Source organism: Alloalcanivorax marinus, from assembly GCF_016906305.1.
Lineage (GTDB): Bacteria > Pseudomonadota > Gammaproteobacteria > Pseudomonadales > Alcanivoracaceae > Alloalcanivorax > Alloalcanivorax marinus.
Genome location: NZ_JADDOL010000012.1, coordinates 1 through 24,749, shown reverse-complemented (window position 1 = coordinate 24,749; position 24,749 = coordinate 1). Strand labels below are relative to the sequence as shown.

21 protein-coding genes are annotated in these 24,749 nt (G+C 66.6%); 4 read left to right on the top strand and 17 right to left on the bottom strand.

Features of this window, described 5'->3' with window-relative positions; translation table 11 throughout:
• Positions 1-44: 44 nt before the first annotated feature.
• Positions 45-1,256 (top strand): beta-ketoacyl-ACP synthase I, encoded by a 1,212-nt coding sequence (gene fabB / locus IM760_RS11390; RefSeq protein WP_204429344.1) that lies wholly within the window; start codon positions 45-47, stop codon positions 1,254-1,256.
• A gap of 94 nt (positions 1,257-1,350) precedes the next feature.
• Here the strand turns inward: fabB and IM760_RS11385 are convergent, their stop codons facing one another.
• From IM760_RS11385 to cysM, 7 genes are all read right to left on the bottom strand, one after another.
• Entirely contained in the window at positions 1,351-2,421 is a 1,071-nt protein-coding gene (locus tag IM760_RS11385; RefSeq protein ID WP_204429342.1) for a porin, read from the bottom strand.
• Between the two features lie 189 nt (positions 2,422-2,610).
• Positions 2,611-3,642, bottom strand: coding sequence for a porin (locus IM760_RS11380; protein ID WP_204429341.1), 1,032 nt, complete (start codon positions 3,640-3,642; stop codon positions 2,611-2,613).
• A gap of 145 nt (positions 3,643-3,787) precedes the next feature.
• Positions 3,788-4,588: a nucleoside triphosphate pyrophosphohydrolase gene (gene mazG / locus IM760_RS11375; RefSeq protein ID WP_204429339.1), complete on the bottom strand. Its 801-nt coding sequence runs from the start codon at positions 4,586-4,588 to the stop codon at positions 3,788-3,790.
• A 114-nt stretch (positions 4,589-4,702) separates the two neighbouring features.
• Positions 4,703-6,946, bottom strand: a complete 2,244-nt coding sequence (gene relA / locus IM760_RS11370; protein WP_204429328.1) for a GTP diphosphokinase — start codon at positions 6,944-6,946, stop codon at positions 4,703-4,705.
• A 24-nt stretch (positions 6,947-6,970) separates the two neighbouring features.
• On the bottom strand, positions 6,971-8,320 hold the full coding sequence (gene rlmD, locus IM760_RS11365) for a 23S rRNA (uracil(1939)-C(5))-methyltransferase RlmD (protein WP_204429326.1): 1,350 nt from the start codon (positions 8,318-8,320) through the stop codon (positions 6,971-6,973).
• Between the two features lie 87 nt (positions 8,321-8,407).
• Positions 8,408-9,193 (bottom strand): 3'-5' exonuclease, encoded by a 786-nt coding sequence (locus IM760_RS11360; protein ID WP_204429317.1) that lies wholly within the window; start codon positions 9,191-9,193, stop codon positions 8,408-8,410.
• Positions 9,190-10,098: a cysteine synthase CysM gene (gene cysM, locus IM760_RS11355; protein WP_204429315.1), complete on the bottom strand. Its 909-nt coding sequence runs from the start codon at positions 10,096-10,098 to the stop codon at positions 9,190-9,192. The genes IM760_RS11360 and cysM overlap by 4 nt, the downstream gene beginning before the upstream one ends.
• A 95-nt stretch (positions 10,099-10,193) precedes the next feature.
• On the opposite strand from cysM, the gene IM760_RS11350 reads away from it, so the two are divergent.
• Together IM760_RS11350 and pdxJ are read left to right on the top strand one after the other, a co-directional pair.
• Positions 10,194-12,902, top strand: a complete 2,709-nt coding sequence (locus IM760_RS11350) for a response regulator (protein ID WP_204429314.1) — start codon at positions 10,194-10,196, stop codon at positions 12,900-12,902.
• A 77-nt stretch (positions 12,903-12,979) separates the two neighbouring features.
• Positions 12,980-13,720 (top strand): pyridoxine 5'-phosphate synthase, encoded by a 741-nt coding sequence (gene pdxJ / locus IM760_RS11345; RefSeq protein WP_204429312.1) that lies wholly within the window; start codon positions 12,980-12,982, stop codon positions 13,718-13,720.
• 4 nt (positions 13,721-13,724) lie between these two features.
• Here pdxJ and recO read toward each other — a convergent pair whose 3' ends face one another.
• From recO to rpoE, 10 genes are all read right to left on the bottom strand, one after another.
• Complete coding sequence (gene recO / locus IM760_RS11340) at positions 13,725-14,387, bottom strand: DNA repair protein RecO (RefSeq protein ID WP_204429310.1); 663 nt, start codon at positions 14,385-14,387, stop codon at positions 13,725-13,727.
• Positions 14,371-15,270, bottom strand: coding sequence for a GTPase Era (era, locus tag IM760_RS11335; RefSeq protein ID WP_204429303.1), 900 nt, complete (start codon positions 15,268-15,270; stop codon positions 14,371-14,373). The genes recO and era overlap by 17 nt, the downstream gene beginning before the upstream one ends.
• Positions 15,267-15,950: a ribonuclease III gene (rnc, locus tag IM760_RS11330; RefSeq protein ID WP_204429526.1), complete on the bottom strand. Its 684-nt coding sequence runs from the start codon at positions 15,948-15,950 to the stop codon at positions 15,267-15,269. Before rnc ends, era begins: the two co-directional genes overlap by 4 nt.
• Positions 15,947-16,324, bottom strand: coding sequence for a DUF4845 domain-containing protein (locus IM760_RS11325; RefSeq protein WP_204429301.1), 378 nt, complete (start codon positions 16,322-16,324; stop codon positions 15,947-15,949). The genes rnc and IM760_RS11325 overlap by 4 nt, the downstream gene beginning before the upstream one ends.
• A 23-nt stretch (positions 16,325-16,347) precedes the next feature.
• Positions 16,348-17,145, bottom strand: a complete 798-nt coding sequence (gene lepB, locus IM760_RS11320; RefSeq protein WP_204429299.1) for a signal peptidase I — start codon at positions 17,143-17,145, stop codon at positions 16,348-16,350.
• Positions 17,145-18,944, bottom strand: a complete 1,800-nt coding sequence (lepA, locus tag IM760_RS11315; protein ID WP_204429297.1) for a translation elongation factor 4 — start codon at positions 18,942-18,944, stop codon at positions 17,145-17,147. The genes lepB and lepA overlap by 1 nt, the downstream gene beginning before the upstream one ends.
• Positions 18,945-19,101: 157 nt before the next feature.
• Positions 19,102-20,613 carry a DegQ family serine endoprotease gene (locus tag IM760_RS11310; RefSeq protein WP_204429295.1) on the bottom strand — a complete coding sequence of 504 codons (1,512 nt, stop codon included), beginning with the start codon at positions 20,611-20,613 and terminating at the stop codon, positions 19,102-19,104.
• 97 nt (positions 20,614-20,710) lie between these two features.
• Complete coding sequence (locus tag IM760_RS11305; protein WP_275579282.1) at positions 20,711-21,670, bottom strand: MucB/RseB C-terminal domain-containing protein; 960 nt, start codon at positions 21,668-21,670, stop codon at positions 20,711-20,713.
• Positions 21,671-21,676: 6 nt separating this feature from the next.
• Entirely contained in the window at positions 21,677-22,300 is a 624-nt protein-coding gene (locus IM760_RS11300) for a sigma-E factor negative regulatory protein (protein ID WP_204429286.1), read from the bottom strand.
• Between the two features lie 4 nt (positions 22,301-22,304).
• Positions 22,305-22,892, bottom strand: a complete 588-nt coding sequence (gene rpoE, locus IM760_RS11295) for an RNA polymerase sigma factor RpoE (protein WP_204429285.1) — start codon at positions 22,890-22,892, stop codon at positions 22,305-22,307.
• A gap of 148 nt (positions 22,893-23,040) precedes the next feature.
• Here rpoE and nadB point away from each other — a divergent pair, with 148 nt between their 5' ends.
• Positions 23,041-24,648 carry an L-aspartate oxidase gene (gene nadB / locus IM760_RS11290; protein ID WP_204429284.1) on the top strand — a complete coding sequence of 536 codons (1,608 nt, stop codon included), beginning with the start codon at positions 23,041-23,043 and terminating at the stop codon, positions 24,646-24,648.
• Positions 24,649-24,749 lie beyond the last annotated feature (101 nt).

The window sequence follows — 24,749 nt, the reverse complement described above, 5'->3', positions numbered from 1 at the left end:
CCCCGGCGTTGAAGACGACCCTATTATCTTGATGGAGCACTAGTATGCGACGCGTTGTGATTACCGGCATGGGCATTGTTTCCTGCCTGGGCAACGATGCCGATACCGTATCCCGGGCCCTGCGGGAAAGCCGCCCGGGCATCCGCTTCAAGGAAGCCTACAAGGAAATCGGCATGCGCAGCCAGGTGGCCGGCACGCCGGAGATCGACCTGGAAGAGCACATCGACCGCAAAGCCCGCCGCTTCATGGGCGACGCGGCCGCCTACGCCTACGTGGCGATGCAGAAAGCCATCGCCGACGCCGGCCTGGACGCGGACCAGATCAGCCATGAACGGGTGGGTCTGATCGCCGGCTCCGGCGGCCATTCCTCCCAGAACCAGGTGGAAGCCGCCGACATCGCCCGCAGCCGTGGCGTCAAACGCGTCGGCCCTTATATGGTGCCGCGGGTAATGGCCAGCACGGTGTCCGCCTGCCTGGCCACCCCGTTCAAGATCAAGGGCGTCAACTACTCCATCGCCAGCGCCTGCGCCACCAGCGCCCACTGCATCGGCAACGCCGTGGAACAGATTCAGCTGGGCAAGCAGGACATGATCTTCGCCGGTGGCGGCGAGGAGGAGCACTGGACCCTGAGCTGCCTGTTCGACGGCATGGGCGCCCTCTCCACCAAGTACAACGACACCCCGGAAACCGCGTCCCGGGCCTATGACGCCCACCGCGACGGCTTCGTGATCGCCGGCGGCGGCGGCATGGTGGTGGTCGAGGCCCTGGAGCACGCCCAGGCCCGCGGCGCCAATATCCTCGCCGAGATCGTCGGCTACGGCGCCACCAGCGACGGCCACGACATGGTGGCCCCCAACGGTGAAGGCGCGGCCCGCTGCATGCGCCAGGCCCTGGCCACCGTGGACGGCGACATCGATTACATCAACGCCCACGGCACCAGCACGCCGGTGGGGGATGTGGCCGAACTGAAAGCGATTCGGGAAGTGTTCGGCGACCAGGTACCGTCGATCAGCTCCACCAAGAGCCTTACCGGCCACAGCCTGGGCGCCGCCGGCGTGCAGGAGGCGATCTACTGCCTGCTGATGATGCGCGACGGCTTCCAGGCCGGCTCCGCCAACATCAGCGAGCTGGACGAGAACGCCGAGGGCCTGCCGATTCTGCGCGAGACCGTGGCGCGGCGTCCGGAGCGGGTGCTCAGCAACAGCTTCGGCTTCGGCGGCACCAACGCCTCCCTGGTGCTGCAGCGCTGGGATTGATCTCCAGCATCACCTGCACACGAAAAAGCCCGCCAATATGGCGGCCTTTTTCGTGTTCGGCATGGGCTGATCGCGACTGAAGCCGCTGTTACGCCTAGAACTTGTGCTCCATGCCCACCGAGAACAGGTTGCCGCTGTCGTCCTGACGCAGGCCGCCCGGGTAGTCCAGGGTGGCGTCGGAGGCGGCCACCAGGCCGTAGACCTTGGTGCCCTTGGCCAGCTGGTAGTCGGCGCCGGCCACCAGGATGTCGTTCTCGTAGCCGAAGTCGTCGCCGTCCACCCGGCCCGCCTGGGCCTTGAGCGTCAGGCGCGGCGGCAGCCGCCAGCCGGCGCTGAGCAGGTAGGAGGTGGAATCGGCTCGGTCCTGCCCGGGCTGATCCGGGTCGATGCGGGTGCGTTCCACCAGGGCGCCCAGATCCAGCGGCCCCACGGTAATGCCCAGCACGCCCCGCAGCAGCTCCAGATCGGCGGCCACCGCCACCGGCGTCAGCGCCGGATTGTTCAGCTCCAGGTAGCTGCTTTCGTAGGCCACGGCGGCGTACAGCTTGTCCGGGTTCCAGGTGGCCGACAGGCCCCAGGTATCCGCCAGTCCGTCTTTCTCCTCGCCGGCCACGTCCTCGGCTTCGCCGGGACCGATCTGGGCGCGCAGCACCAGGTCGCCCCACTGGGGGCTTTCCCAGTTCAGGGTGTCGTCGTTGCGGCGCTGGCCGTAAAAATAATGGCCGATGTCGGCGGCGGTGTTGTTGAACTGGTCCACCCGGCCCTCGGCCAGTTTCACCGGGCTGTCGTAGCGGCCGGCGAACACGTCGCCGAACGGCGTGCCCAGGCCCAGGAAGCTGTTACGGGTGGAGAAGGTGTCGCTGTCACCGTCCACGTCGTAGCCCACTTCCAGCTGATAGATCACGCTCAGCGGCGTGACGTCCAGCGGCGCGCGGCCACGCACGCCCAGCCGCGAGGCGTTGCTTTCCACGAACCAGCCGTCTTCCAGCGGTGAATTGCCGGCGCCCACCCCATTCAGGGCGCCGGGCAGGCCGCCGTCCTGATAGTCGGACAGCCGGTCCAGGCTGATGTTGATGCGGCCGTAGAACTCCGGCGCGGCGGCGACGGCGGACAACGGCAAACTCAATGCCAGGGTGGAAGCCCCCAGCCAGATCATGGAACGCATGCGCCCCTCCCTTTTTTTGCTGGATTTCAAGCGGGGCACTATATGACCGTTTGGTGACAAAGCCAAAGACGGAACCGACATAAGAAAATAACAGGCAAAAAAAAGCCCGCCGGGAAGGCGGGCTACGCTGTCACTTGCGTCGAGGAAACGCCGGGCGGTGACCGCCCGGCAAGGTTGCTCTGATGAAGCTTAGAATTTGTGTTCCATGCCCACGCCCAGGGTGCGGGTCTCGTCGTCGCCACCGGCCAGTTCGTACTTCAGGTTGTTGTAGTACGCGTAGACCTTGCTGTTCTTGGCCAGTTTGTAGTCGGCGCCCAGGGCGTACTGAGTACCCTCGTCGTCGCTTTGATCGCCTTCCACCATGCCGTACTGGGCTTTCAGCTTGACGCGGTCGATCTTGAAGGCGCCGCTCAGCACGTAGCTGGTTTCTTCACCGTCGCCTTCGGACTCTTCGGCGAGCTGGTACAGAGCGCCCAGCTCGAACTGGTCCATGGCCAGGCCGGCGGCCACGCGGGTGATGTCGATCACCGGAGAGGTGCCGGTCTCGTCGACGATCAGCTCGTCTTCGATGTCGGTGTCGTGGGACAGAGCGGCGTAGAAGGCGTCTTTTTCCAGCACCAGGGAGATGGAGGTGCTGTCGGCCAGGCCGTTTTCGTTTTCGCCGTCACCGTCGAAGTCGTCGCTGTCTTCGTTGGGGATGAAGGCCAGGTTCAGGGTGACCATGTCGGCCAGTTTCGGGGTGCTGTACTGGATGATGTTGGAAACGCGGTTCTCGCCGGCGGCGATGTTCTTGATGTCACCGCTCAGGTCGTTGAACTGATCCACGTCCATTTGCGCCAGCTTGGTAGGGGTGTCGAATTTACCGGCTTTCAGGGTACCGAAGCCGCCGGCCAGACCACCGAAGATGTTGCGCTGGGAGAACGTCTGGCCATCCTTGTCGCCATCGTCCACGCTGATTTCGAACTCGGCCTGGTAGATTGCCTTGAGGCCGGCCACGTCCAGATCGAAGTCGCCTTTCACGCCCAGGCGGGAAGCGTTGCTGTTCAGTTCCCACTCGTCGTCATTGTTCGGAGCCGACGGCGCCGGGTCGTAGTTCTGGTTTTCCAGGGAAATGTTTACCTTACCGTACACCGTGGGGCCGTCGGCCTGAGCCATGGCCGGCATCATCATCGGCGTAGCGAGTGCCGCCCCCACAGCGATCGCGAGCAGGTTCTTTTTCATCGGAGCATCTCCTTCAATCAGGCAATATTGAAAAGCAGGGGATGCGCCGGGTGACTCCCGAAGCATCCTGAGTGCTTGGGAGCGGAGTATGGGGAGGGGGGATGACCGAAAAGTTTCTGTAATGTGAAGATTTTGTGGCAGCGGATCAGAGGCGTTTCTTGGCCTCCCGCCAGAGCCCGTCCAGGGCCGCTTCGTCGTAATCGGAGAGCGGCGCGTCGGCCAGGGCCTCCACCTGACGGAAGCGTTGTTCGAACTTGTCGGAGGCGCGCCGCAGGGCCAGGTCCGGGTCCAGCTTCAGGTGCCGGGCCAGATTCACCAGGGTGAAGAACACGTCCCCCAGTTCGTCCTCGATGGCGTCCCGGTCACCCTCCAAGAGGGCCTGATCCAGTTCCGCCAGCTCCAGACCCACCTGCTCGCGGACCGGGCCGGCCTGGCGCCAGTCGAAACCCACCTTGGACGCTTTCTTCTGCAGCTTGCAGGCGCGCTGCAAGGCCGGCAGGCCGTCCGGCACGCCGTCCACCGCGCTGTGGTGCTCGCGGCCCTTGCGGGCACGCTCGTCGGCCTTGATGGCCTCCCAGTTGACCTTCACCGCGCTCTCGTCGGCGGCCTCCACCTCCCCGAACACATGGGGATGGCGGCGCACCATCTTTTCATTGAGCACCGCCACCACCTCGGCGAAGTCGAACAGTCCCTGTTCGCGGGCCATCTGCGAGTGGAACACCACCTGCAGCAGCAGGTCGCCCAGTTCCTCGCGCAGCTCCGGATAATCCCGGCGCGCCACCGCCTCGGCCACTTCGAAGGCCTCCTCGATGGTATAGGGCACCACGGTGTCGAAAGTCTGCTTCAGGTCCCAGGGGCAGCCGCCGTCCGGATCCCGCAGGCGGGCCATGATCGACAGCAGTTCGGCGATGGCGGCTTCGGGGGACGGTTGGGGGTTATCGGGCATGGGCACGCTCCGGGTGAAAAGACGATTCAGGATACAGGATGAAGGATACAGGGGCTGGCATGACGCCTTCCCTTCATCCTGTATCCTGCAACCTGTATCGCGGCCGAAAGGCCGCTATTTCTTGTAGCGCCGTACTTCGAGGACACCCTTGATCTGATCCATCTTCGCCAGCACCTTGCCGAGGCCGCCCAGGGAAGCGATTTCCAGGGTCAGCAGCATGGTGGCGGTGTTGTCCTCGGTGTGCGACTGGGTGTGCACGGCGGTGACATTGACCTTCTCGTTGGCGAGCACGGCGATCACGTCGCGCAGCAGGCCCTGGCGGTCCCAGGCGCGCAGGAAGATGTCCACCGGGTAGAGGATGCGGTCCGCCTCGCCCCAGCTCACCTCGATCACCCGGTTCGGGTCCTCGCCCTGCATCGCCAGCAGGTTATGGCAGTCGGCGCGGTGCACGGTGACGCCACGTCCCTGGGTGATGAAGCCCATCACCGGGTCGCCGGGCACCGGCTTGCAGCAGGCCGCCATATGGGTGAGCAGGTTGCCCACCCCCTGGATGGTGACGTCGCCGCTTTCCGATGCCTTGGAGCGGGCCGGCACGAATTCCAGCTGTTGCTGCGGGTCGTCGGGCAGCAGCGCCTGGGCCTGGTTGACCACGTGGCCGGGGCGCAGGTCACCGGCGCCCAGGGCCGCCAGCACGTCGTTGCCGGTCTTCAGATTGAGCTGCGGCGCCAGCTGGTCCAGGTCGATGCGGTCCAGGGCCAGCCGCGACATCTCGCGCTCCAGGATGGCGCGGCCCTGGGCCACGTGCACGTCCCGGTCCTGGCGCTTGAACCATTGCTGAATGCGCGCCCGCGCCGAGGAGGTGGCCACGTAGCCCAGCGACGGGGTCAGCCAGTCGCGGCTCGGCCCACCCTCCTTGGCGGTGAGAATCTCCACCTGCTCGCCGGTCTGCAGGTTGTAGCTGAGCGGCACGATGTGGCCGTTGACCTTGGCGCCCCGGCAGCGGTGCCCCACCTCGGTGTGGATGTGGTAGGCGAAATCCACCGGCGTGGCGCCGGCTTCCAGATCCACCACGTGGCCGTCCGGGGTGAACACATAGACCCGGTCGCTGACCAGGCCATGCTGCAGCTCCTCCATCATGGTGTTGGAGTTGTCGTTGTCGCCCAGCTCCTCGTGCCACTCCAGCACCTGGCGCAGCCAGGCGATGCGCTGCTCGTAGGACTGGCTGCGCCGGCCGGCCTTGCTGCCTTCCTTGTAACGCCAGTGGGCGCACACGCCCAGCTCCGCCTCTTCGTGCATATCGAAGGTACGGATCTGCACCTCCAGCATTTTGCGTTCCGGGCCCACCACCGCGGTGTGCAGGCTCTGGTAGCCGTTTTCCTTGGGGCTGGCGATGTAGTCGTCGAACTCCTTGGGCACGTGCTTCCACAGCGAGTGCACGATGCCCAGGGCGGCGTAGCAGTCGCGCACCTCGTTGACCAGCACCCGGACGGCGCGCACGTCGTACACCTCGCCGAAGTCCAGATGCTTCTTCTGCATCTTCCGCCAGATGCTGTAGATGTGCTTGGCGCGGCCGTACACCTGGGCGCCCTTGATGCCGTTGCGTTCCAGATGCCCGCGCAGGCTCTGGATCACCTCGTCGATATAGTGCTCGCGGTCCAGGCGTTTCTCGTCCAGCAGCCGCGCCACTTTCTTGTAGGCACCGGGCTGCAGGTAACGGAACGACAGGTCCTCCAGCTCCCACTTGAGCTGGCCGACGCCCAGGCGGTGGGCCAGCGGCGCGTAGATGTCGAAGATTTCCCGGGCCACCTTCTGCTGGCGCTCCGGGTCGGATTCCTTCACGGCGCGGATGATCACCGTCCGTTCCGCCAGCTTGACCAGCGCCACGCGCACGTCGTCGACCATGGCCAGCAGCATCTTGCGGACATTGTCGAGCTGGCCGTCCTGCTGGCCGAGCACCGCCTTGCGGGTGGGGTTGAGGGAGGTACTGATGGCGGCCATGCGCAGCACCCCTTCGATCAGGGTGGCCACCGAGGAGCCGAATTCGCGCTGCACGTCCAGCAACGACAGCTGGCCTTCGCGCACCGCCCGGTACAGCACCGCCGCCGGCAGCGCTTCCGCGTCGGCGCCCAGGTCGGCGAGCACGTCCGCCATTTCCAGGCCGATGGTCAGGCAGCCCTTGCCGTAGGGCCAGTGGCGGCCGGCCGCTTCGCCGGCCCGTTCGCACTGTTCGGCGCGGGCACAGGCGCGCTCCAGAGCGTGGGGATCACGCACCGGGACCCGGGCGGTGAGTTGTTCCAGCCATCCCTGCCAGTCCCTGGCCTGGACCTCGTCGGACGGTTGCCGGCGTACGGTTACCATTTCGATTCCTATTGTTTACTGCGTCTAGCGTCGGTCGAAGACGGCGATCGATTCCACGTGGGCGGTGTGCGGGAACATGTCCATGACACCCGCCGCCTTCAGACGGTAACCCCGCTCCACCAGTTCCCCGGCATCCCGGGCCAGCGTGGCCGGGTTGCAGGAGACGTACACCAGACGGTCCGCACCGAAATGGGGCATCAGCCGCACCATTTCAAGCGCACCGCTGCGGGGCGGGTCCAGCAGCACCCGGTGATAGGCCTCGCGGGCCCAGGGCTGGCCGTCCGGCGCCTGGCTCAGATCCCAGGCGTGGAAGGCCAGATTGTCCAGGCCGTTGCGGCGCGCGTTTTCGTAACCGCGCTCGACCATGGCCTGGCTGCCCTCCACGCCCACCACCCGCGCCGCGCGGCGCGCCGCCGGGATGGTGAAGTTGCCCAGGCCGCAAAACAGATCGAGCACCTGATGATGCGCCTCCACCTCCAGCAAATCCAATGCCAACGGCACCATGCGGCGGTTGATGTCGGCGTTTACCTGGGTGAAATCCGTGGGGTGGAAGGCCAGTTCGGCGCCCTCGGTGTCCGCGCCGTGGGGGGCGTGCCGGTAGTACAGCCGCTCCTCGCCCTGCTCCGGCCACACCCGGTGCACGGTGGACTCGTTGCCCGGCTGCAGATAAAGCTGAAACTCCGCCGCCCGGCAGAACGCCAGCAGCTTTTCCAGGTCGCCGGCGGGCAGCGGGTCCATATGGCGAATCACCAGCGCCACCGCGTCGTCCCCCCGGGCCACCTCAATCTGCGGAATGCGGGCGCGCAGGGCCAGGTCACTGACCAGAGCGCGCAGCTCATTGAGCCGGCGCCCCACTTCCGGAATCAGCACCTCGCACCGCCGCAGGTCGGCGATAAAGCTGTTGCGCTTCTCGCGGAAGCCCACCAGCGCCTCGCCACGGGCTTCCACGTACTTGACCCCGAGACGGGCCTTGCCCCGGTAGCCGATGACCGGCCCGGTGAGCGGCGCCAGCCAGGTGTCCGGAGTCAGGCCGCCGAAATGCTCCAATTGCTCCGCCAGCACCGCCTGCTTGCGGGCGATCTGGCTGTCCGGGGCCAGGTGCTGCAGGCTGCAGCCGCCGCAGATCAGGGCGTGGGCGCAGGGCGGCTCGACCCGCTCCGGGGACGGCGACAGGATCTCCACCGCCCGGCCCTCGTCGAACTTGCGGCGCATATAGGTGTATTGAAACAGCACCTGCTCGCCGGGCAGGGCGTTGTCGACGAAGGTGGTCTTGCCGTCCAGGCGGGCGATGCCGCGACCGTCGTGGCTGAGGCTCTCGATGGTGGCGGCCACCGGCGTTTCCGGCAGTCTTTTCTTGCGGCTTCTTCGGGCCATGGGGATTCTCGGATAGCTGAATGCGGGCCGCCGGGGTGCCCCCCGGCGGCGCGATGCGGCGCATTGTATAGAGTCGCGGGCCCGACGTCAGACGTCGGCGGCGCCCTTTTGCCAGGCATCAAGAAACGCCAGGAAGTGGGGGTGGCCCTCCTGCTGCAAATAATCGCGCAGCAGGTCCAGCTCCGCCTGGTAGCCGGTGGCGTCGATCTCGCCCCGCATCAGCTGGAAGCGCAGGAACACCAGCCAGGTGTTGAGCACATCGGTCTCGCAGTAATCGCGGATGCCCTTCAGGTCGCCGGCCTGGAAGGCGTCGAACACCTTGCCGCCGCTCATCCCCATCTTGCCGGGGAAGCCCAGCAGGGTGGCGATCTGGTCCAGGGGCGCGTTGGCGCGGTTGTTGAACATGGCCAGCTGCTCCATCAGGTCCAGGTGGCGCTGGTGAAAGCGGCTGATGTAGTTGTTGAAACGGAAGCTGGTGTCCTCGTTGCCGGTTTCCCAGAACCGGCGCGCCACCACGCCGTGCTTGAGGGCCCGATAATTGAGCACCGGCAGGTCGAAGCCGCCGCCGTTCCAGCTGACGATCTGCGGCGTGAAGCGGTCGATGCCGTCGTAGAAGCGCTCGATCAGCTCCTTTTCGTCGGCGCTCTCGTCCCCCAGGGACCACACCTTCACGCCCTGGGCGGAGCGCAGCACCACCGAGATCGCCACCACCCGGTGCAAGTGCAGGCGCAGGAACTCGGAGCCGTTTTCCTGGCGGCGCAGGTTGAACAGGGCGCTGGCGGTGTCCTTGTCGTCCAGGCCGTCCAGGTCGTAGAGCCGGCGGCCGCCGTCCAGGTCCGGGATGGTCTCGATATCGAAAACCAGCACGTTCATGGGTTCGACTCCGCGTCGGCCCGGAACACCCCGGTGGACAGGTAGCGGTCACCCCGGTCGCAGACGATGGCCACGATCACCGCGTTCTCCAGCTCCTCGGACAGCCGCAGGGCACCGGCCACCGCGCCGCCGGAGGAGACCCCGCAGAAAATGCCCTCTTCCCGAGCCAGGCGGCGCATGGTGTGCTCGGCCACGTCCTGGTCCATGTCGATGACCCGGTCCACCCGGGACTCGTCATAGATGCTCGGCAGGTATTCCTTGGGCCAGCGCCGGATGCCGGGGATCGAGGCGCCGTCGGTGGGCTGCAGGCCGACGATCTGCACGTCCGGGTTCTGCTCCTTGAAGAACATGCTGCAGCCCATGATGGTGCCGGTGGTGCCCATGGAGCTGACGAAATGCGTCAGGGCGCCGCCGGTGGCCTCCCAGATTTCCGGGGCGGTGCTTTCGTAGTGCGCCATGGGATTGTCCGGGTTGGCGAACTGATCCAGCACCTTACCCTCGCCCCGGGCCTGCATGGCCTGGGCCAGGTCCCGGGCGCCTTCCATGCCCTCCTCCTTGGTCACCGAGATCAGCTCGGCGCCGTAGGCGGCCATGGCGTCGCGGCGCTCCTGGCTCTGGTTGGCGGGCATGATCAGCTTCATGCGGTAACCGCGCATGGCCGCCGCCATCGCCAGGGCGATGCCGGTGTTGCCGCTGGTGGCCTCGATCAGGGTGTCCCCGGGCCGGATCTCGCCCCGCTCCTCCGCCTTGCGGATCATGTTGAGCGCCGGCCGGTCCTTGACGGAACCGGCGGGATTATTGCCTTCCAGCTTCACCAGAAGGGTATTGGTCGTGTTCCCCGGCAGGCGCTGCAGCCGCACCAGCGGCGTGCGCCCGACCGTGGACTCAATGGTTTTGTAGGTCATGGGCGGCATTGTAGCTCAACAATCGGACCCCTGGCAGTGACGCTCAAGTCGGTCATAATGCCGGATCAAAAGAACAGCAACGGAGCCGGGGGACCATGGCCCACACCAGCCTGCGCACCCGCATCATGGCGATGACCGCGCTGCCGGCGCTTGTGGCGGCGCTGTTGATCGGCGGCTACACCTTGGCCACCCGGGTGATGAGCGTGCGCGCCGACAACGCCCACCGCCAGCAACTGATCATCGAGAGTTACGCCGCCCGCCTGGCGGCCCTGGACGCCGACGCCAGCGCCCCCTACGAGGCGCTGCTGCGGGACCTGCTGGAGCAGCCGGACGTGCGCGCCGCCACCCTGCTCGACAATCACGACGGCTGGGAACTGCACACCGGCCCGCGGCTGCGGCCGGTGGAGCAGGCGGAACAGCTGGACAACGGCGCCACCCGGCTGGTCACCGATTCCGGCTGGCAACTGGTGCGTACCCTGCCCGGGGAGGACAGCCGCCTGCTGACCGTGGAATTTTCCCGCCAGGGCCAGTACGTGCGCATTCTGGAGGCGGTGCTCACCCTGATCGGCGTGATCACCCTGGTGTTGATTCTGGCGATGCTGCCGGCCGCTCATTTCGCGCGGCGGCTGACCGGGCCGATCCGCGTGCTGATCGACAACGTGCGGCGGGTGCGCGACGGCGACCTGGGCACGCCGCCCCGGGCCGACGCCCAGGGCGAACTGCACGACCTGGAGCAGGCCCTGCGCGATATGGTCGGCGCCCTGGACGAGGCCCAGGCGGAGCTGCAGCAGAACGTGGACCAGGCCACCCAGGACCTGCGCGAAACCCTGGAAACCATCGAGATCCAGAACATCGAACTGGACATGGCCCGCAAGGAAGCCCTCAAGGCCAGCCAGATCAAATCCGAATTCCTGGCCAACATGAGCCATGAAATCCGGACCCCGCTGAACGGCATCATCGGTTTCACCCGGCTGCTGGAACGGTCGTCGCTGAGCGAGCGGCAAAGCGATTACCTGGACACCATCCGCAAGAGCGCCGAATCGCTGCTGTCGATCATCAACGACATTCTCGACTTCTCCAAGATCGAGGCCGGCAAGCTGTCCCTGGAGCATGTGCCGCTGGACTTGCACGACCTGATCGAGGACGTGCAGACCATGCTGGCGCCCCTGGCCCAGGACAAGGGCCTGGAGCAGGCCGCCATCATCTACAGCGACGTGCCCACCCGGCTGCTCGGCGACCCGCTGCGCATCCGCCAGGTGCTCACCAATCTGGTCAGCAACGCCATCAAATTCACCGAGCGCGGCTCGGTGGTGGTGCGCGCCATGCTGGAAGAGGAACGGGGCGCCGAGGCCATCATCAAGGTGGCGATCACCGACACCGGCAATGGCCTGCCGCGGGAAGTGCAGAAGAAGCTGTTCAACGCCTTCACCCAGCTGGACCAGAGCGCGCGCCGCAAGGAAGGCGGCACCGGCCTGGGCCTGGCGATCTGCAAGCGGCTGGTGGAAGGCATGGGCGGCGAGATCGGCCTGGACAGCACCGCAGGACGCGGCTCCACCTTCTGGTTCACCCTGCGCGTGGAGCGCGACGCCGACGCCGGGCCGGAGATCCCCTCCGCCCTGGAGGGCCTGTCGGTGACCCTGGTGGAGGCCAACGAACACGCCCGCCTGGGCCTCTACCACATGCTCGGCGGCTGGCGACTCAAGGTCACCGAACTGCAGGCCCTGGACACCCTGGAGAGCCAGCTGGAGGCCGGCGAGCTGGCGCGCACCGACTTCTACGTGCTGGGGGTGCCCGCCTCCATGCCGGAGCCGGCGGACCTGGCGCCGCTGGTGGAACGGCTGGCGGCGGCCACCGGCAAGCCGGTGCTGATTCTGGCCGCCCACGGCGAGGCCCTGGCCGGGCGACTCAGCGGCCTGGCCACGCCCTGCCGGGTGCTCGGCAAACCGGCCACCCGGCGGCGCCTGCGCGACGCGCTGCTGGAACTGGGCGGGCTGGCGTTGCCGGCGGCGCCGGGCAGCCCTCTGGGGCCGCTGGGCAAGAGCGTGCGGGTAATGGTGGTGGACGACCACCCCGGTAACCTGAAACTGGCGCGGGTGTTCCTGGAGGAAATGGGGGTCCAGGTGAGCGCCTGCGCCAGCGGCGAGGCGGCGCTGGCCGCCTTCGCCCGGGAAACCTTCGACCTGGTGTTCATGGACGTGCAGATGCCGGGCATGGACGGCCTGGAAACCACCCGCCGGCTGCGTGAACAGGAAGGCGAAGGGCCGCGCACGCCGATCATCGCCCTCACCGCCCATGCCCTGGAAAGCGAACGCCGCTCCCTGCTGGCCGCCGGCATGGACGATTATCTGAGCAAGCCGATCACCGAAACCCAGCTGCGCCACACCCTCAACCGGTGGGTGCTGGACGAGCAAGAGCCCGACGTCGCCGCGACCCGCGACGTGGTGTCCGCTCCCGCGCCGGCGGACTCCGCCGCTCCGCCGGTGATCGATCCGGCCCTGGCCCTGCGCCGGGTGGGCGGCCGCGAGGCGCTGGCGGAGGAGATGTTCACCATGCTGCTGGCGAGCCTGGAGCAGGAGGCTCCGGGCATCAACGCGGTGGCGGAGAGCGGCGACCGGGAAGCGCTGCTGGAACGGGTGCACAAGCTGCACGGCGCCACCCGTTACTGCGGCACGCCACGTCTGGAGCAGGCCGCCGGCGAGCTGGAGGACGCGCTCAAACAGGCGCTGTCCGACCAGGCCCTGGAGCCGCTGGTGGCGGTGCTGCTCGCGGAGATCGAGAACGTACGGCAGGAAGGAAAGAGCTGACGCATGATCGCGGTCGGACGGCCGCGAATCTCTGCTAACATGTCGCCTCGTTACCCAACCACTTCCGGAGCCCGCCCATGCCCGTTCTGCTCGGCGTCAATATCGACCACATCGCCACCCTCCGTCAGGCCCGCGGCACCCGCTATCCTGAGCCGGTGCAGGCGGCGCTGGTGGCGGAACAGGCCGGCGCCGACGGCATCACCGTGCACCTGCGCGAGGACCGCCGGCACATTCAGGACCGGGACGTGGAGCTGCTGGCGCAAACCCTGCAAACGCGCATGAATCTGGAGATGGCGGCCACCGAGGAGATGGTCGGCATCGCCCGGCGCATCCGCCCGCCGCACAGCTGCCTGGTGCCGGAGAAGCGCGAGGAACTGACCACCGAGGGCGGCCTGGACGTGGCCGGCAACGAGGCCTGGATCAAACGCTGCACCGGCGAGCTGAGCGACGCGGGCATCCAGGTGTCCCTGTTCATCGACGCGGACCCGGCGCAGATCGAGGCGGCGGTACGCTGCCGGGCGCCGGCCATCGAGATCCACACCGGCCATTACGCCGACGCCACCGATGCCGACACCGCCGGCCGTGAGCTGGCGCGCATCCGCGACGCGGTGGCTCTGGCCCGCGACGCCGGCCTGATCGTCAACGCCGGCCACGGCCTGCATTACCACAACACCCGCGAGATCGCCGCCCTGCCCGGCATGAATGAACTGAACATCGGCCACGGCATCGTGGCGCGGGCGGTGATCACCGGGTTGGACGAAGCGGTGCGCGCCATGCGCGTGCTGATCGACGAGGCCGCCCGCGACGCCCGCCAATAAAACGTTACCGGAACAACTCCCGGCTGCGCAGGGGCCGGTCGCCAAGATGCGGCGCCAGGGCCTCGCGCAGCAGCGCCTTGGCCAGCCGCCGCACATCGTCGTTCCAGCGGTCCTCGCCCAGGGCGGTGAGCAGTTCACCGGGGTAACCGCCGGCGTCGGCGACGAACCCCTGCTCCGGCACCCACCGGTAGCGCACGCCCGCTTCCAGCGGCCGGCCCTCCGCATCCCATTCCAGGGTCAGACCGTAGCCCACCTCCTCCAGCAGCATTCGCTCGAAGCGGCGCAGGGTCACGTCCAGGGGCACCTCGCCGGCCAGGGCGGTGAGCGTGCCCTCGTAGACCGGCCACAGGTCCGGGTGGGCATCGTCCCGATGCAGCAGGCGCATCATCAGTTCGTTGACATAGAAACCGCAGAACAGGGCGCGGCCGGCCAGCGACAGCGCCGGGCCGCGCGGTTCACTGTCACGCAGGGTGAACAGCTCGCCGCCGGCTTTCAGGTTGACCCACAGGGGCAGGAAGGGGGCCAGCGCCGGATTGCGCCGCCCGCCCCGGGCCACCGCGCCCACGCGGCCCCGCCCGGGCAGAAACAGATCGATGATCAGGCTGGTATTGCGGAAGGGGCGGCGATGCAGCAGCCAGGCCGGCGCCAGCTCATTGGTCGCGGTCATAGCCCAGGGAACGCAGGGCGCGCTCATCATCGGACCAGCCGGCCTTGATCTTGACCCACAGGTTGAGCATCACCTTGCGCTCGATCAGGCGCTCGATGTCCTGGCGGGCCTGGGTGCCGATCTGCTTGATGCGGGCGCCCTGGTCGCCGATCAGGATTTTTTTCTGGCCGCGCCGCTCCACCAGAATGGTGGCGGCGATGTCGGTGAGCTTGGGGCCGTCCTCCCAGAGATCGATTTCCACGGCCATCTGGTGCGGCACTTCCTGGCCCAGCTGGCGTACCACCTTCTCGCGAATGATCTCGGCCACCATGAAGCGCAGGCTGCGGTCGGTGAGCTGGTCGTCCTCGAACCAGAAGTCGCCTTCCGGCAGGCGCGTGGCCAGGGCCTGTTCCAGGGCGTCCAGGTTATGGCCGCGCAGCGCCGACACCGGCACGATCTCGGCGAACGGAAAGCGCCCGGACAGATCCTGCAAATGCGGCAGCAGCTTGTTCTTGTCGTCCAGGTTGTCGACCTTGTTGACCAGCAAAAGCACCGGCGTGTCGCCGGCGCGCTGCAGCAGCTTGAGCACGTGCTCGTCGCCCTCGGTCCACTTCATGCCGTCGACCATGAAGCAGATCACGTCGACGCCGCTGAGCGCCGAGATCGCCGCTTCGTTCATGGCCCGGTTGAGCGCCTTGCCCTCGCCGGTGTGGATGCCCGGGGTGTCGGCGAACACCATCTGATAATCGTCGCGGCTGAGAATGCCGTGAATACGATGCCGGGTGGTCTGCGGCTTGCGCGAGGTAATGCTCACCTTCTGGCCGATCAGGTGGTTCATCAGGGTGGACTTGCCCACATTGGGCCGTCCGACGATGGCCACCAGACCGCAACGGGTACTGCTCATGAGGACTGCTCCAGCCAGCTCAGTGCCTGTTCCGCCGCCTGCTGCTCCGCGCGCCGGCGGCTGGCGCCGGCGGCCACGAAGCGCCGATCGAGATCGGGCAGCGTGCATTCCACCTCGAAGGTCTGGCGCGGCGCCTGGCCGGTCACCGACAGCACTTCATAGGCGGGAAGCTCATGCTTGCGCGCCTGCAGCCATTCCTGCAAGCGGGTTTTGCCGTCCTTGCGCACGGACTGCGGCGAGATCTGCTCCAGGCGCCCGGCGAACCACTCCAGCACCACCCGCCGGCAGGTGTCCTCGCCGCTGTCGATGACGATGGCGCCGATCAGCGCCTCCAGGGCGTCGGCCAGGATCGAGTCGCGGCGGTTGCCGCCGCTTTTCAGCTCACCGCCGCCGAGGATCAGGTATTCCCCCACGCCCAGTTCCCGGGCCACTTCCGCCAGGGTCTGGCCGCGCACCAGAAAGGCGCGCATGCGCGTCAGCTGCCCTTCGGCGGCGTCCGGGAAACGATGGAACAATTCCGTGGAAATAAACTGGCTGAGCAGGGCGTCGCCGAGGAACTCCAGCCGTTCGTTGTTGCGCCGGCGGCTGACACTGCGGTGGCTGAGCGCCAGCTCGAACAGCGCCGGGTCCTGAAAACGGTAGCCCAGACGACGGGCAAGGCGGTCCAGATCGTCCATCAGTTCCCGCTGGTCTTGTTGAAGGTGTCCTCGAAATGCATCACCACGGAGACGTTGTAGAACAGCGGCCGGCGCACTTCGTAATCGACACCCACGGTCACGTCACCGCCGTTCTTGCTGATCGCCAGATCGTTGACGCCGATCACGTCCACCTGATTGATGGTGAACCGTTTGGACAGGGCGCCGCGCACTTCGTGCTCCGACATCATGGCGGTCTTGTTGTCGTCGAGCACCGAGTTGATGGTGCTGCGGATGGTGTTGTATTCCATGTAGGCGGGCACCATGCGGAAGGCGGCGGTGCCGAACACCGCCAGCACGATCAGCACGACCACCCAGCCGAGCAGGGAAAGCCCCCTTTGACGGGATCGGGTTATCATTGTGGGTCCGTCTCCATCTTGGTTCAGTCGCTGGTTTCGACTTTGTCGATTGCCCCGTTGCGGGAGAAGCTCGGCAGCGAGAAGATCGGGTCCCAGTGCATCCAGATCAGGAAGGCTTCCCCCACGATCAGCCGCTCGGGCACCACGCCCCAGAAGCGGCTGTCATTGCTGTTGTCCCGGTTGTCCCCCATCACGAAATAACTGCCTTCGGGCACTTCCCATTCGCCCTGGGTACCGCCCTGGGGAATGCGCGGCTCGCCGTTGAACGGGCTGAGCACGCCTTCCTGCCAGATCAAATGCTCCGTCTCGCCCAGGTGCTCGATGTACTCGCGGCGCCACATGCGCGCGTTGCGGCCCTGCTCCACCAGCGCCCGGTCCACCGGCTCGCCGTTGATGTAGACCACGTTGTCGCGCACCGCCACCCGGTCACCGGGCAGGCCGACCACGCGCTTGATGAAGTTCTGGCTGGTGTCCTCCGGGAACTTGAACACCATGACATCACCGCGCTCGGGCTCGCCCACCGGAATGATCTTGGTATTGGTCACCGGCAGGCGCAGGCCGTAGGAGAACTTGTTGACCAGAATAAAATCATGAACCTGCAGGGTGGGCAACATGGAACCGGAGGGAATGGTGAACGGCTCCACAATGAAGGAACGGATCACCAGCACGATCAACAGCACCGAAATCAGCGAGTTGGACGTTTCCACGGTGGTGCCGATCATGCCCTTGCGCTGGCGCAGCTTGAGAAAGCGGTCCGCCAGCCAGATCAGTACCGTGACCAGCAGCGCCAGCGTCAGCCAGAAACCCACATCGATATCCATTAGTCATCCACCTTGAGCACGGCCAGGAAGGCGGCCTGCGGAATTTCCACGTTACCCACCTGCTTCATGCGTTTCTTGCCTTCTTTCTGCTTCTGCAGCAGTTTCTTCTTACGCGACACGTCGCCGCCGTAACACTTGGCGGTCACGTTCTTGCGCAACGCCTTGACCGTCTGCCGGGCGATGATCTTGCTGCCGATGGCGGCCTGAATGGCCACATCGAACATCTGCCGGGGCACCAGTTCCTTCATCTTCTCGGTGAGCACGCGGCCACGGTGGGCGGAGTGGTCCAGGTGACAGATCATCGCCAGGGCGTCCACCTTGTCGCCGTTGATCAGCACGTCCACCTTCACCAGCTTGGCGGGCTGGAAGCGCTCGAAGGCGTACTCCAGCGAGGCATAGCCACGGCTGGCGGATTTCAGCCGGTCGAAGAAGTCCAGCACCACCTCGGCCATGGGAATGTCGTAGGTCAGCGAGATCTGCTTGCCCAGATACTGCAGGTTGATCTGCTCGCCGCGCCGCTCGGTGCACAGGGTGATCACGTTGCCCACGTATTCCTGGGGCGTAAGGATATTGACCCGGGCGATGGGCTCGCGGAACTCCTCGATCTTGTTGCCTTCCGGCAGCTCCGAGGGGTTGTCCACGTAGATCGTTTCGCCGTCGCTGAGCAGCAGCTCGTAGACCACCGTGGGCGCCGTGGTGATCAGGTCCAGATCGTATTCCCGCTCCAGCCGCTCATGGATGATTTCCATGTGCAGCATGCCCAGGAAACCGACCCGGAAACCGAAGCCCAGGGCGTCGGAGTTTTCCGGCTCGTAGAACAGGGAGGCGTCGTTGAGCGCCAGCTTGCCGAGGGCGTCGCGGAAGTCCTCGTAGTCGTCCGCGTTGACCGGAAACATGCCAGCGTACACCTGCGGTTTGACCTTCTTGAAGCCGGGCAGCATGGCCACGTCCGGGGTATTGGCGTGGGTCAGGGTATCGCCCACCGGGGCGCCCTTGATGTCCTTGATGGTGGCGCTCACCCAGCCCACCTCGCCGGCCTCCAGCACCTTGGTTTCCTTGCGCTTGGGGGTGAAGATGCCGAGGCTGTCCACCACATGGTTCTGGCCGGTGGATTTAACGTGGATCTTGTCGCCTTTCTTGAGGCGGCCGTAGCGGATTCGCACCAGCGAGATCACGCCCATGTAGTTGTCGAACCAGGAGTCGATGATCAGCGCCTGCAGCCGCTCTTCCCGGTCGCCCTGGGGCGCGGGGATGCGTTCGATCAGCTGCTCCAGCAGGTCCGGCACGCCCACCCCGGTCTTGGCGGACACATGGCAGGCGTCCAGCGCGTCCAGACCGATGATCTCCTCGATCTCCTCGGCCACCCGGTCCGGCTCCGCCTGGGGCAGGTCCACCTTGTTGAGCACCGGCAGCACTTCCAGATCCTGCTCGATGGCGGTGTAGCAGTTGGCCACCGACTGGGCTTCCACGCCCTGGGCGGCGTCCACCACCAGCAGCGCGCCCTCGCAGGCGGACAGGGAGCGGGACACCTCATAGGAGAAGTCCACGTGCCCCGGGGTGTCGATGAAGTTGAGCTGGTAGGTCTCGCCGTTGCGCGCGGTGTAATACAGGGTCACGCTCTGCGCCTTGATGGTGATGCCGCGCTCGCGCTCCAGGTCCATGGAATCCAGCACCTGCTCCTTGAGCTCACGGTCGGACAGACCGCCGCAGACCTGGATGAAACGGTCCGCCAGGGTGGATTTGCCGTGATCGATATGAGCAATGATGGAGAAGTTGCGAATGTGCGTAATGTCGGTCACAGATACCCGCCAAATGGTGGAAACATGAAGAAGGACACAATGGTGGGCGATTCTAGCGGATTAGGGCTCCGCTGGATAATCCCCCGATGCGGAGCCGGTCGGATGGCTCGGGGGTACGCCGTGGGTGCGGCTGAAGCCGCTCCCACGGCACCGGCGGTCAGTCGCCGAGTTTCAGCGCCAGGAAGCGGGCGTTGCCGCCGCGATTGATCAGCGCCGGCACCGAGCCCTTCTCAGGGAGCTCGCCGACCAGGCGACGGTAGTCGTCCGGGCTCTTCACGTCCTCACCGTTGAGGCTCACCAGCAGATCCCCCTGGCGCAGGCCGGCGGTGGCCGCCGGGCCTTTCTTCACGGCGGTGACCATGACGCCGGTCTCCGCCTCCACCCGCGACAGCTCCGCCGGGCTGGCCTCGCGCACGGTCAGGCCGAGCCGGTCGGCGCCCGGACCGGACGGCTCGCCGCCCTGATTCATGGCCTGCTGCGGATTGCTGGGCAGTTCGCCCACGGTCACGTCCAGGGTTTTCTCGTCGCCGTTGCGCACCACCGTCATTTCCGCCTCGGTGCCGGCCTTGAGGGCGCCGACCCACTTGGGCAGCTGGGCGGAACGCTGGATTTCGTGACCGTCGAAGTGGGTAATCACATCGCCGGGCTGCAGGCCGGCTTCCGCCGCCGGGGAGCCCGGCTGCACCTGGGCCACCAGGGCGCCCATGGGCTTGGACAGGCCGAAGGACTCGGCCAGATCCCGGTCCACCTCCTGGATCAACACGCCCAGCCAGCCGCGACTGACCTGACCGTTCTCCTTGAGCTGGTCGGCCACGTCCATGGCCAGGTCGATGGGAATGGCGAAGCTCAGGCCCATGTAGCCGCCGGAGCGGCTGACGATTTGCGAATTGATGCCCACCACCTGGCCTTTCAGGTTGAACAGCGGCCCGCCGCTGTTGCCCGGGTTGATGGCCACGTCGGTCTGAATGAACGGCACGTAGTTGTCGGTGGGCAGGCTGCGGCCCTTGGCGCTGACGATGCCGGCGGTCACCGAGCTGTCGAAGCCGAACGGCGCACCGATGGCCAGCACCCACTCGCCCACTTTCAGATTGTCGGAGGAACCGATGTCCACCACCGGCAGATCGGCGGCGTCCACCTTGATCAGCGCCAGGTCGCTCTGCGGATCGGAGCCGACCAGCTCGGCGTCCAGTTCGCGGCGGTCCTGCAGGCGCACCACGATCTCGTCGGCCTCGCCCACCACGTGGTAGTTGGTGAGCACGTAGCCGTCGCTGGAAATGATGAAGCCGGACCCCAGGGACTCCACGTCCTCGCGGCCGCCCCCGCCGGGGCCCTGCGGACCGGGCCCGCCGGGGCCGCCGAACTCGTCGAAGAAGCGGCGTAGCATTTCCGGCAGCTGGCTGGTGTCCGGCCCCTGGCCGGCCTCGCGGTGGGTGACGGTGGAAATGTTGACCACCGCCGGCGCTTCCTTCTCCACCAGGGCGGTGAAGTCGGGCAGTCCGGTGACCAGTTTCTCGCCGCCGGCACCGTTTTCACGGGCGTCGGAGACGGTGGCCTTGGCGGCCCCCTGGTCCTGGCTTTGTTCGGTGTTCCGGTCGTCCTGATTCTGGCCGCAGCCGGCGATCAGGCCGGCCAGCAACAGCGGCAACAGGCACTTTTGTACGGTCCCCATGGAAAGGCTCCCTTCTGCCGGTTGTTCGAGGAACACCGGCCCCGCCGCCGGGGCCGGCGATAAGCGATGACTACCTTATTCCGTTACCGGAGCCCGATCACGGCCGCGCGGCCACGTCCAGGTCGAGCCCCTGCATGATGCGCTCGGCGGTGGGCTGGGGAATCTCGCCCACCAGGGTGAGCAGATAACGGCGGTCGGCGGCGGCCACCGAGCGGCTGATCGCCACCGTCGGGCCAATCCGGCTCACGCCCTCTTCCACCACCCCGTTGTCCAGGTTTTCCACGAACACGGTGAAGGTGGCCAGGCCGTCGCTGTAGCTCTGCGCGGCCACCGGCTGCCGCTCGGCGGTGACCCGCCGCCAGTCGCTGTCGGCGGCGCGGAAGCCACCGGGCAGCCAGCCGGCGTTCACGTGGACGCGGTCCGCGTGGTTGCCGGGCACCGGCTCCAGGGCGCGTTCGGCGATCACCTTGGGCAGCTCGAAATCGCCCCGGTCCAGGCCCGGTTGCAGGTCCAGAGTGACGAATTCCACCCGTTCCAGAGCCAGGCCGCCCGGGTCCACCATCTCCGACTTGAGCAGCAGATGGCTTTCATTGTCCAGCCACAGACGGTAGCCGTAACGATGGTTGTCCAGCGGGGCCACGCGCATGCGCGTGGTGGCGCGGCCGGCCACCCGGCCGTCGCCGTCCACCAGCACGTTGTACTGGTCGGGAATCTGCGAGGAGAGCCGCTGCCGGAACGACAGCAGCCCCTGGTCCTGATCGTCGATGCGGGTCAGGGTGCCGTTGGGGTGCAGGCACACCAGCTCGTCACCGAGGCGCAGCACCTCCACCAGACGTCCGTCCAGGTGGGTGAAGCGCTGGTACTGCTCGCCGTCGATGACGGCGTGACGAATTTCCATGGTGCTCACTTCCCCACCGAGCTGGTAGAGGAAGCGGCCCTGGTAATCGAGCTCCTGGGTCGCTTCGGTCATGCGTTCCAGGAGGCTCTGGGCGGGAAGGCTGTCGGCGATCGCGAGGGGGGCGGCGGTCAGGGTAAGCCCCAAGGCGAGGATCCGCATCATGCGTTAGCGCGCTCCGTTGCGGGCGTCCATGCTGACCAGACGGGCATAGGGCATCATGCCCTGGCCACTATGGCGGGCGGTGAATTCACTGTGGCGCAGCAGCATGGCGTTGACACGCGGTTGCTGGTCGCTGGCCACGGTACGCGGCTCGGCGGATCGCAGGGCGCTTTGCGCCACCAGCGAGGTCTCACCGAACGGACGGGTCAAACGTTGGGCGGCGGCCGGCGCGCTCAGCGACGCCTCGGTGGCCGCGGCGCCGTCATTGGCGGCGCCGGTCATGGCCACCGCCGGCGCGACGGTGCCGGCGTCGGTGGGCACGCTCCAGTACTGCCAGCCGATCACGGTCACGGCGGCCACCGAGGCGGCCACGGCCACGCGGGCGAAGCCGTGCACCATGCCGGCGCGGCGGCCGGGCTTCGATTCCGAGGCCAGCGCCTCGGACAGGCGGGCGTTGAAGCCCTCCGGGACGCCCATGGCGGCGTGGCCGTGCAGCGCATCGCTGACGCTCTGCCAGCGGCCCAGGGTCGCCAGATCGTCCCGGTCCAGGTCGCGCAATACGCGACGGGTCTCGAATTCGGTGGTTTCACCGTCCAGGAAAGCGGAAAGTGCTTCGTAATTCCTGCTCATGTCCTCACCCTTTGTCTCCGCGCTGCGATCCCAGCAGGGGGCGCACCGCCTCGTCGATGGCTTCGCGGGCCCGGAAAATACGGGAGCGGACCGTTCCCACCGGGCATTCCATGACCGCCGCGATATCCTCGTAGCTGAGCCCCTCGAATTCACGCAGGGTGACCGCGGTTTTCAGCTCCTGGGGCAGGTCCTCGATCGCCTTGTGGATCACTGCCTCCAGTTCCTCGGACAACACGTGGGACTCCGGGGTTCCAATTTCGTGCAGCATTTCCGCGCCGCTGTACTGCTCGGCTTCGGCGGCATCCAGGTCGGAGCCCGGCGGGCGGCGGCCCAGGGCCACCAGGTGGTTCTTGGCGGTGTTCACCGCGATACGGTAAAGCCAGGTATAGAAGGCACTGTCGCCCCGGAACCGGGGCAACGCCCGCCAGGCCTTGATAAAGGCCTCCTGGGCCACGTCCTGCACCTCGTCATGGTCGCGCACATAGCGGCTGATCAGCGCGAAAATGCGCTGCTGGTACTTGACCACCAGCACTTCGAAGGCTCGCTGATCGCCGGTCTTGGCTTTTTTGACCAATTGTTCGTCTGAAGACACCCGGTGCTGGCTCCCTGGAGGACGTTATTATCCCGTGGCGGCGGGTAAAGCGCGGTATTGTAACAGGTGTTCCGCGGGCCGCTATACTAGCGCCCCCGTCCCCGGCGGTTTTCACATTGGTTCAACATTTACCCGGCTGCGAGACCCCATGGCCACTTATCGTTATGACGTGCTGATCATCGGCTCCGGCGCCGCCGGCCTGACCGTCGCCCTGCGCCTGCCCGACGGCGTGCAGGCGGCCCTGCTGTCCAAGGGCAAACTGACCCATGCGAGTACTTACTACGCCCAGGGCGGCGTGGCGGCGGTGCTCGACGACGACGATTCCCTGGAAAGTCACGTGCAGGACACGCACCGCGCCGGCGGCGGGCTGTGCCACGACGACGCGGTGCGCTACACCGTGGAAAACGGGCCGGCGGCGATCCGCTGGCTGATCGATCAGGGCGTGGACTTCACCCGGCTGGCGGGCATGGAGCGCAGCGAGGACAACCCCCTGCCCTACCACCTGACCCGCGAGGGCGGCCACAGCCACCGACGCATCATCCATGCCGCCGACGCCACCGGCGTGGCCATTTCCAGCACCCTGATCCAGCGCGTCACCGAACGGGACAACGTGCACCTGTTCGAACACCGGGTGGCGGTGGACCTGATCCTGCAGGAGCACGACGGCCCGAACGGCCGCGAAAAACGCTGCTGCGGCGCCTATGTGCACGATATCCAGACCGGCGAGACCGACGTGATCCTGGCCCGCTCGGTGGTGCTGGCCACCGGCGGCGCCTCCAAGGTCTACCTGTACACCTCCAATCCGGACGTGGCCACCGGCGACGGCATCGCCATGGCCTGGCGGGCCGGCTGCCGGGTGGGCAACATGGAATTCATGCAGTTCCACCCCACCTGCCTGTACCACCCCAAGGCCAAGAGCTTCCTGATCACCGAGGCGATCCGTGGCGAGGGCGGCCGGCTGCTGCTGCCCAACGGCGAGCGCTTCATGCCGCGCTTCGACGAGCGCGCCGAACTGGCCCCCCGGGATGTGGTGGCCCGCGCCATCGACCACGAAATGAAGCGTCTGGGCGCCGACTGTCTTTATCTGGACATCAGCCACAAGCCGGCGGACTTCATCATCGAGCACTTCCCCACCGTCTACGCCAAGTGTCTGCAGCTGGGTCTGGACATCACCCGCGACCCGATTCCGGTGGTGCCGGCGGCGCATTACACCTGCGGCGGCGTGGTCATCGACCGGCACGGCCGCACCGACGTGCCCGGGCTCTATGCGTTGGGGGAAACCAGCTTCACCGGTCTGCACGGCGCCAACCGCATGGCCAGCAATTCGCTGCTGGAGTGCTTCGTGTACGGCCAGGCGGTGGCCGATGACATCGGCGCGCACCTAGCGGACTGGCCGCTGCCCCGGGAGGCGGCGGAGTGGGACGACAGCCAGGTCACCGATTCCGACGAGGACGTGGTGATCAGCCACAACTGGGACGAGCTGCGGCGGTTCATGTGGGATTACGTGGGCATCGTGCGCACCGTGAAACGGTTGGAGCGGGCCCAGCATCGGGTTGAGTTGCTGAAGAGCGAGATCGCCGAGTATTACAGCAACTACCACATCAGCAACGATCTGCTGGAGTTGCGCAATCTGGTGGTGATCGCGGATTTGATCATCCGTTCGGCGTTGCAGCGGCGGGAGAGCCGGGGGCTGCATTTCATGCGGGAGTTTCCGGGGGCTTCGGAGGTGGGGCGGGATACGATTCTGGAGCCTTGAGGTCCATTTCTCCATCGAGGCCGCTTCCGTGTCGGGCGCCACCGGGCCGGACACGCGGCAAGTACGTCCCTGTAGCTCGTTTCCGGCATCCCTGCCTCCAA

What these genes read in the sequence shown, in the direction of transcription:
- fabB (WP_204429344.1), top strand. Translation starts at nt 45, where the DNA reads ATGCGACGCGTTGTGATTACCGGCATGGGCATTGTTTCCTGCCTGGGC.
- IM760_RS11385 (WP_204429342.1), bottom strand. Translation starts at nt 2,421, where the DNA reads ATGCGTTCCATGATCTGGCTGGGGGCTTCCACCCTGGCATTGAGTTTG.
- IM760_RS11380 (WP_204429341.1), bottom strand. Translation starts at nt 3,642, where the DNA reads ATGAAAAAGAACCTGCTCGCGATCGCTGTGGGGGCGGCACTCGCTACG.
- mazG (WP_204429339.1), bottom strand. Translation starts at nt 4,588, where the DNA reads ATGCCCGATAACCCCCAACCGTCCCCCGAAGCCGCCATCGCCGAACTG.
- relA (WP_204429328.1), bottom strand. Translation starts at nt 6,946, where the DNA reads ATGGTAACCGTACGCCGGCAACCGTCCGACGAGGTCCAGGCCAGGGAC.
- rlmD (WP_204429326.1), bottom strand. Translation starts at nt 8,320, where the DNA reads ATGGCCCGAAGAAGCCGCAAGAAAAGACTGCCGGAAACGCCGGTGGCC.
- IM760_RS11360 (WP_204429317.1), bottom strand. Translation starts at nt 9,193, where the DNA reads ATGAACGTGCTGGTTTTCGATATCGAGACCATCCCGGACCTGGACGGC.
- cysM (WP_204429315.1), bottom strand. Translation starts at nt 10,098, where the DNA reads ATGACCTACAAAACCATTGAGTCCACGGTCGGGCGCACGCCGCTGGTG.
- IM760_RS11350 (WP_204429314.1), top strand. Translation starts at nt 10,194, where the DNA reads ATGGCCCACACCAGCCTGCGCACCCGCATCATGGCGATGACCGCGCTG.
- pdxJ (WP_204429312.1), top strand. Translation starts at nt 12,980, where the DNA reads ATGCCCGTTCTGCTCGGCGTCAATATCGACCACATCGCCACCCTCCGT.
- recO (WP_204429310.1), bottom strand. Translation starts at nt 14,387, where the DNA reads ATGACCGCGACCAATGAGCTGGCGCCGGCCTGGCTGCTGCATCGCCGC.
- era (WP_204429303.1), bottom strand. Translation starts at nt 15,270, where the DNA reads ATGAGCAGTACCCGTTGCGGTCTGGTGGCCATCGTCGGACGGCCCAAT.
- IM760_RS11325 (WP_204429301.1), bottom strand. Translation starts at nt 16,324, where the DNA reads ATGATAACCCGATCCCGTCAAAGGGGGCTTTCCCTGCTCGGCTGGGTG.
- lepB (WP_204429299.1), bottom strand. Translation starts at nt 17,145, where the DNA reads ATGGATATCGATGTGGGTTTCTGGCTGACGCTGGCGCTGCTGGTCACG.
- IM760_RS11310 (WP_204429295.1), bottom strand. Translation starts at nt 20,613, where the DNA reads ATGGGGACCGTACAAAAGTGCCTGTTGCCGCTGTTGCTGGCCGGCCTG.
- IM760_RS11305 (WP_275579282.1), bottom strand. Translation starts at nt 21,670, where the DNA reads ATGCGGATCCTCGCCTTGGGGCTTACCCTGACCGCCGCCCCCCTCGCG.
- IM760_RS11300 (WP_204429286.1), bottom strand. Translation starts at nt 22,300, where the DNA reads ATGAGCAGGAATTACGAAGCACTTTCCGCTTTCCTGGACGGTGAAACC.
- nadB (WP_204429284.1), top strand. Translation starts at nt 23,041, where the DNA reads ATGGCCACTTATCGTTATGACGTGCTGATCATCGGCTCCGGCGCCGCC.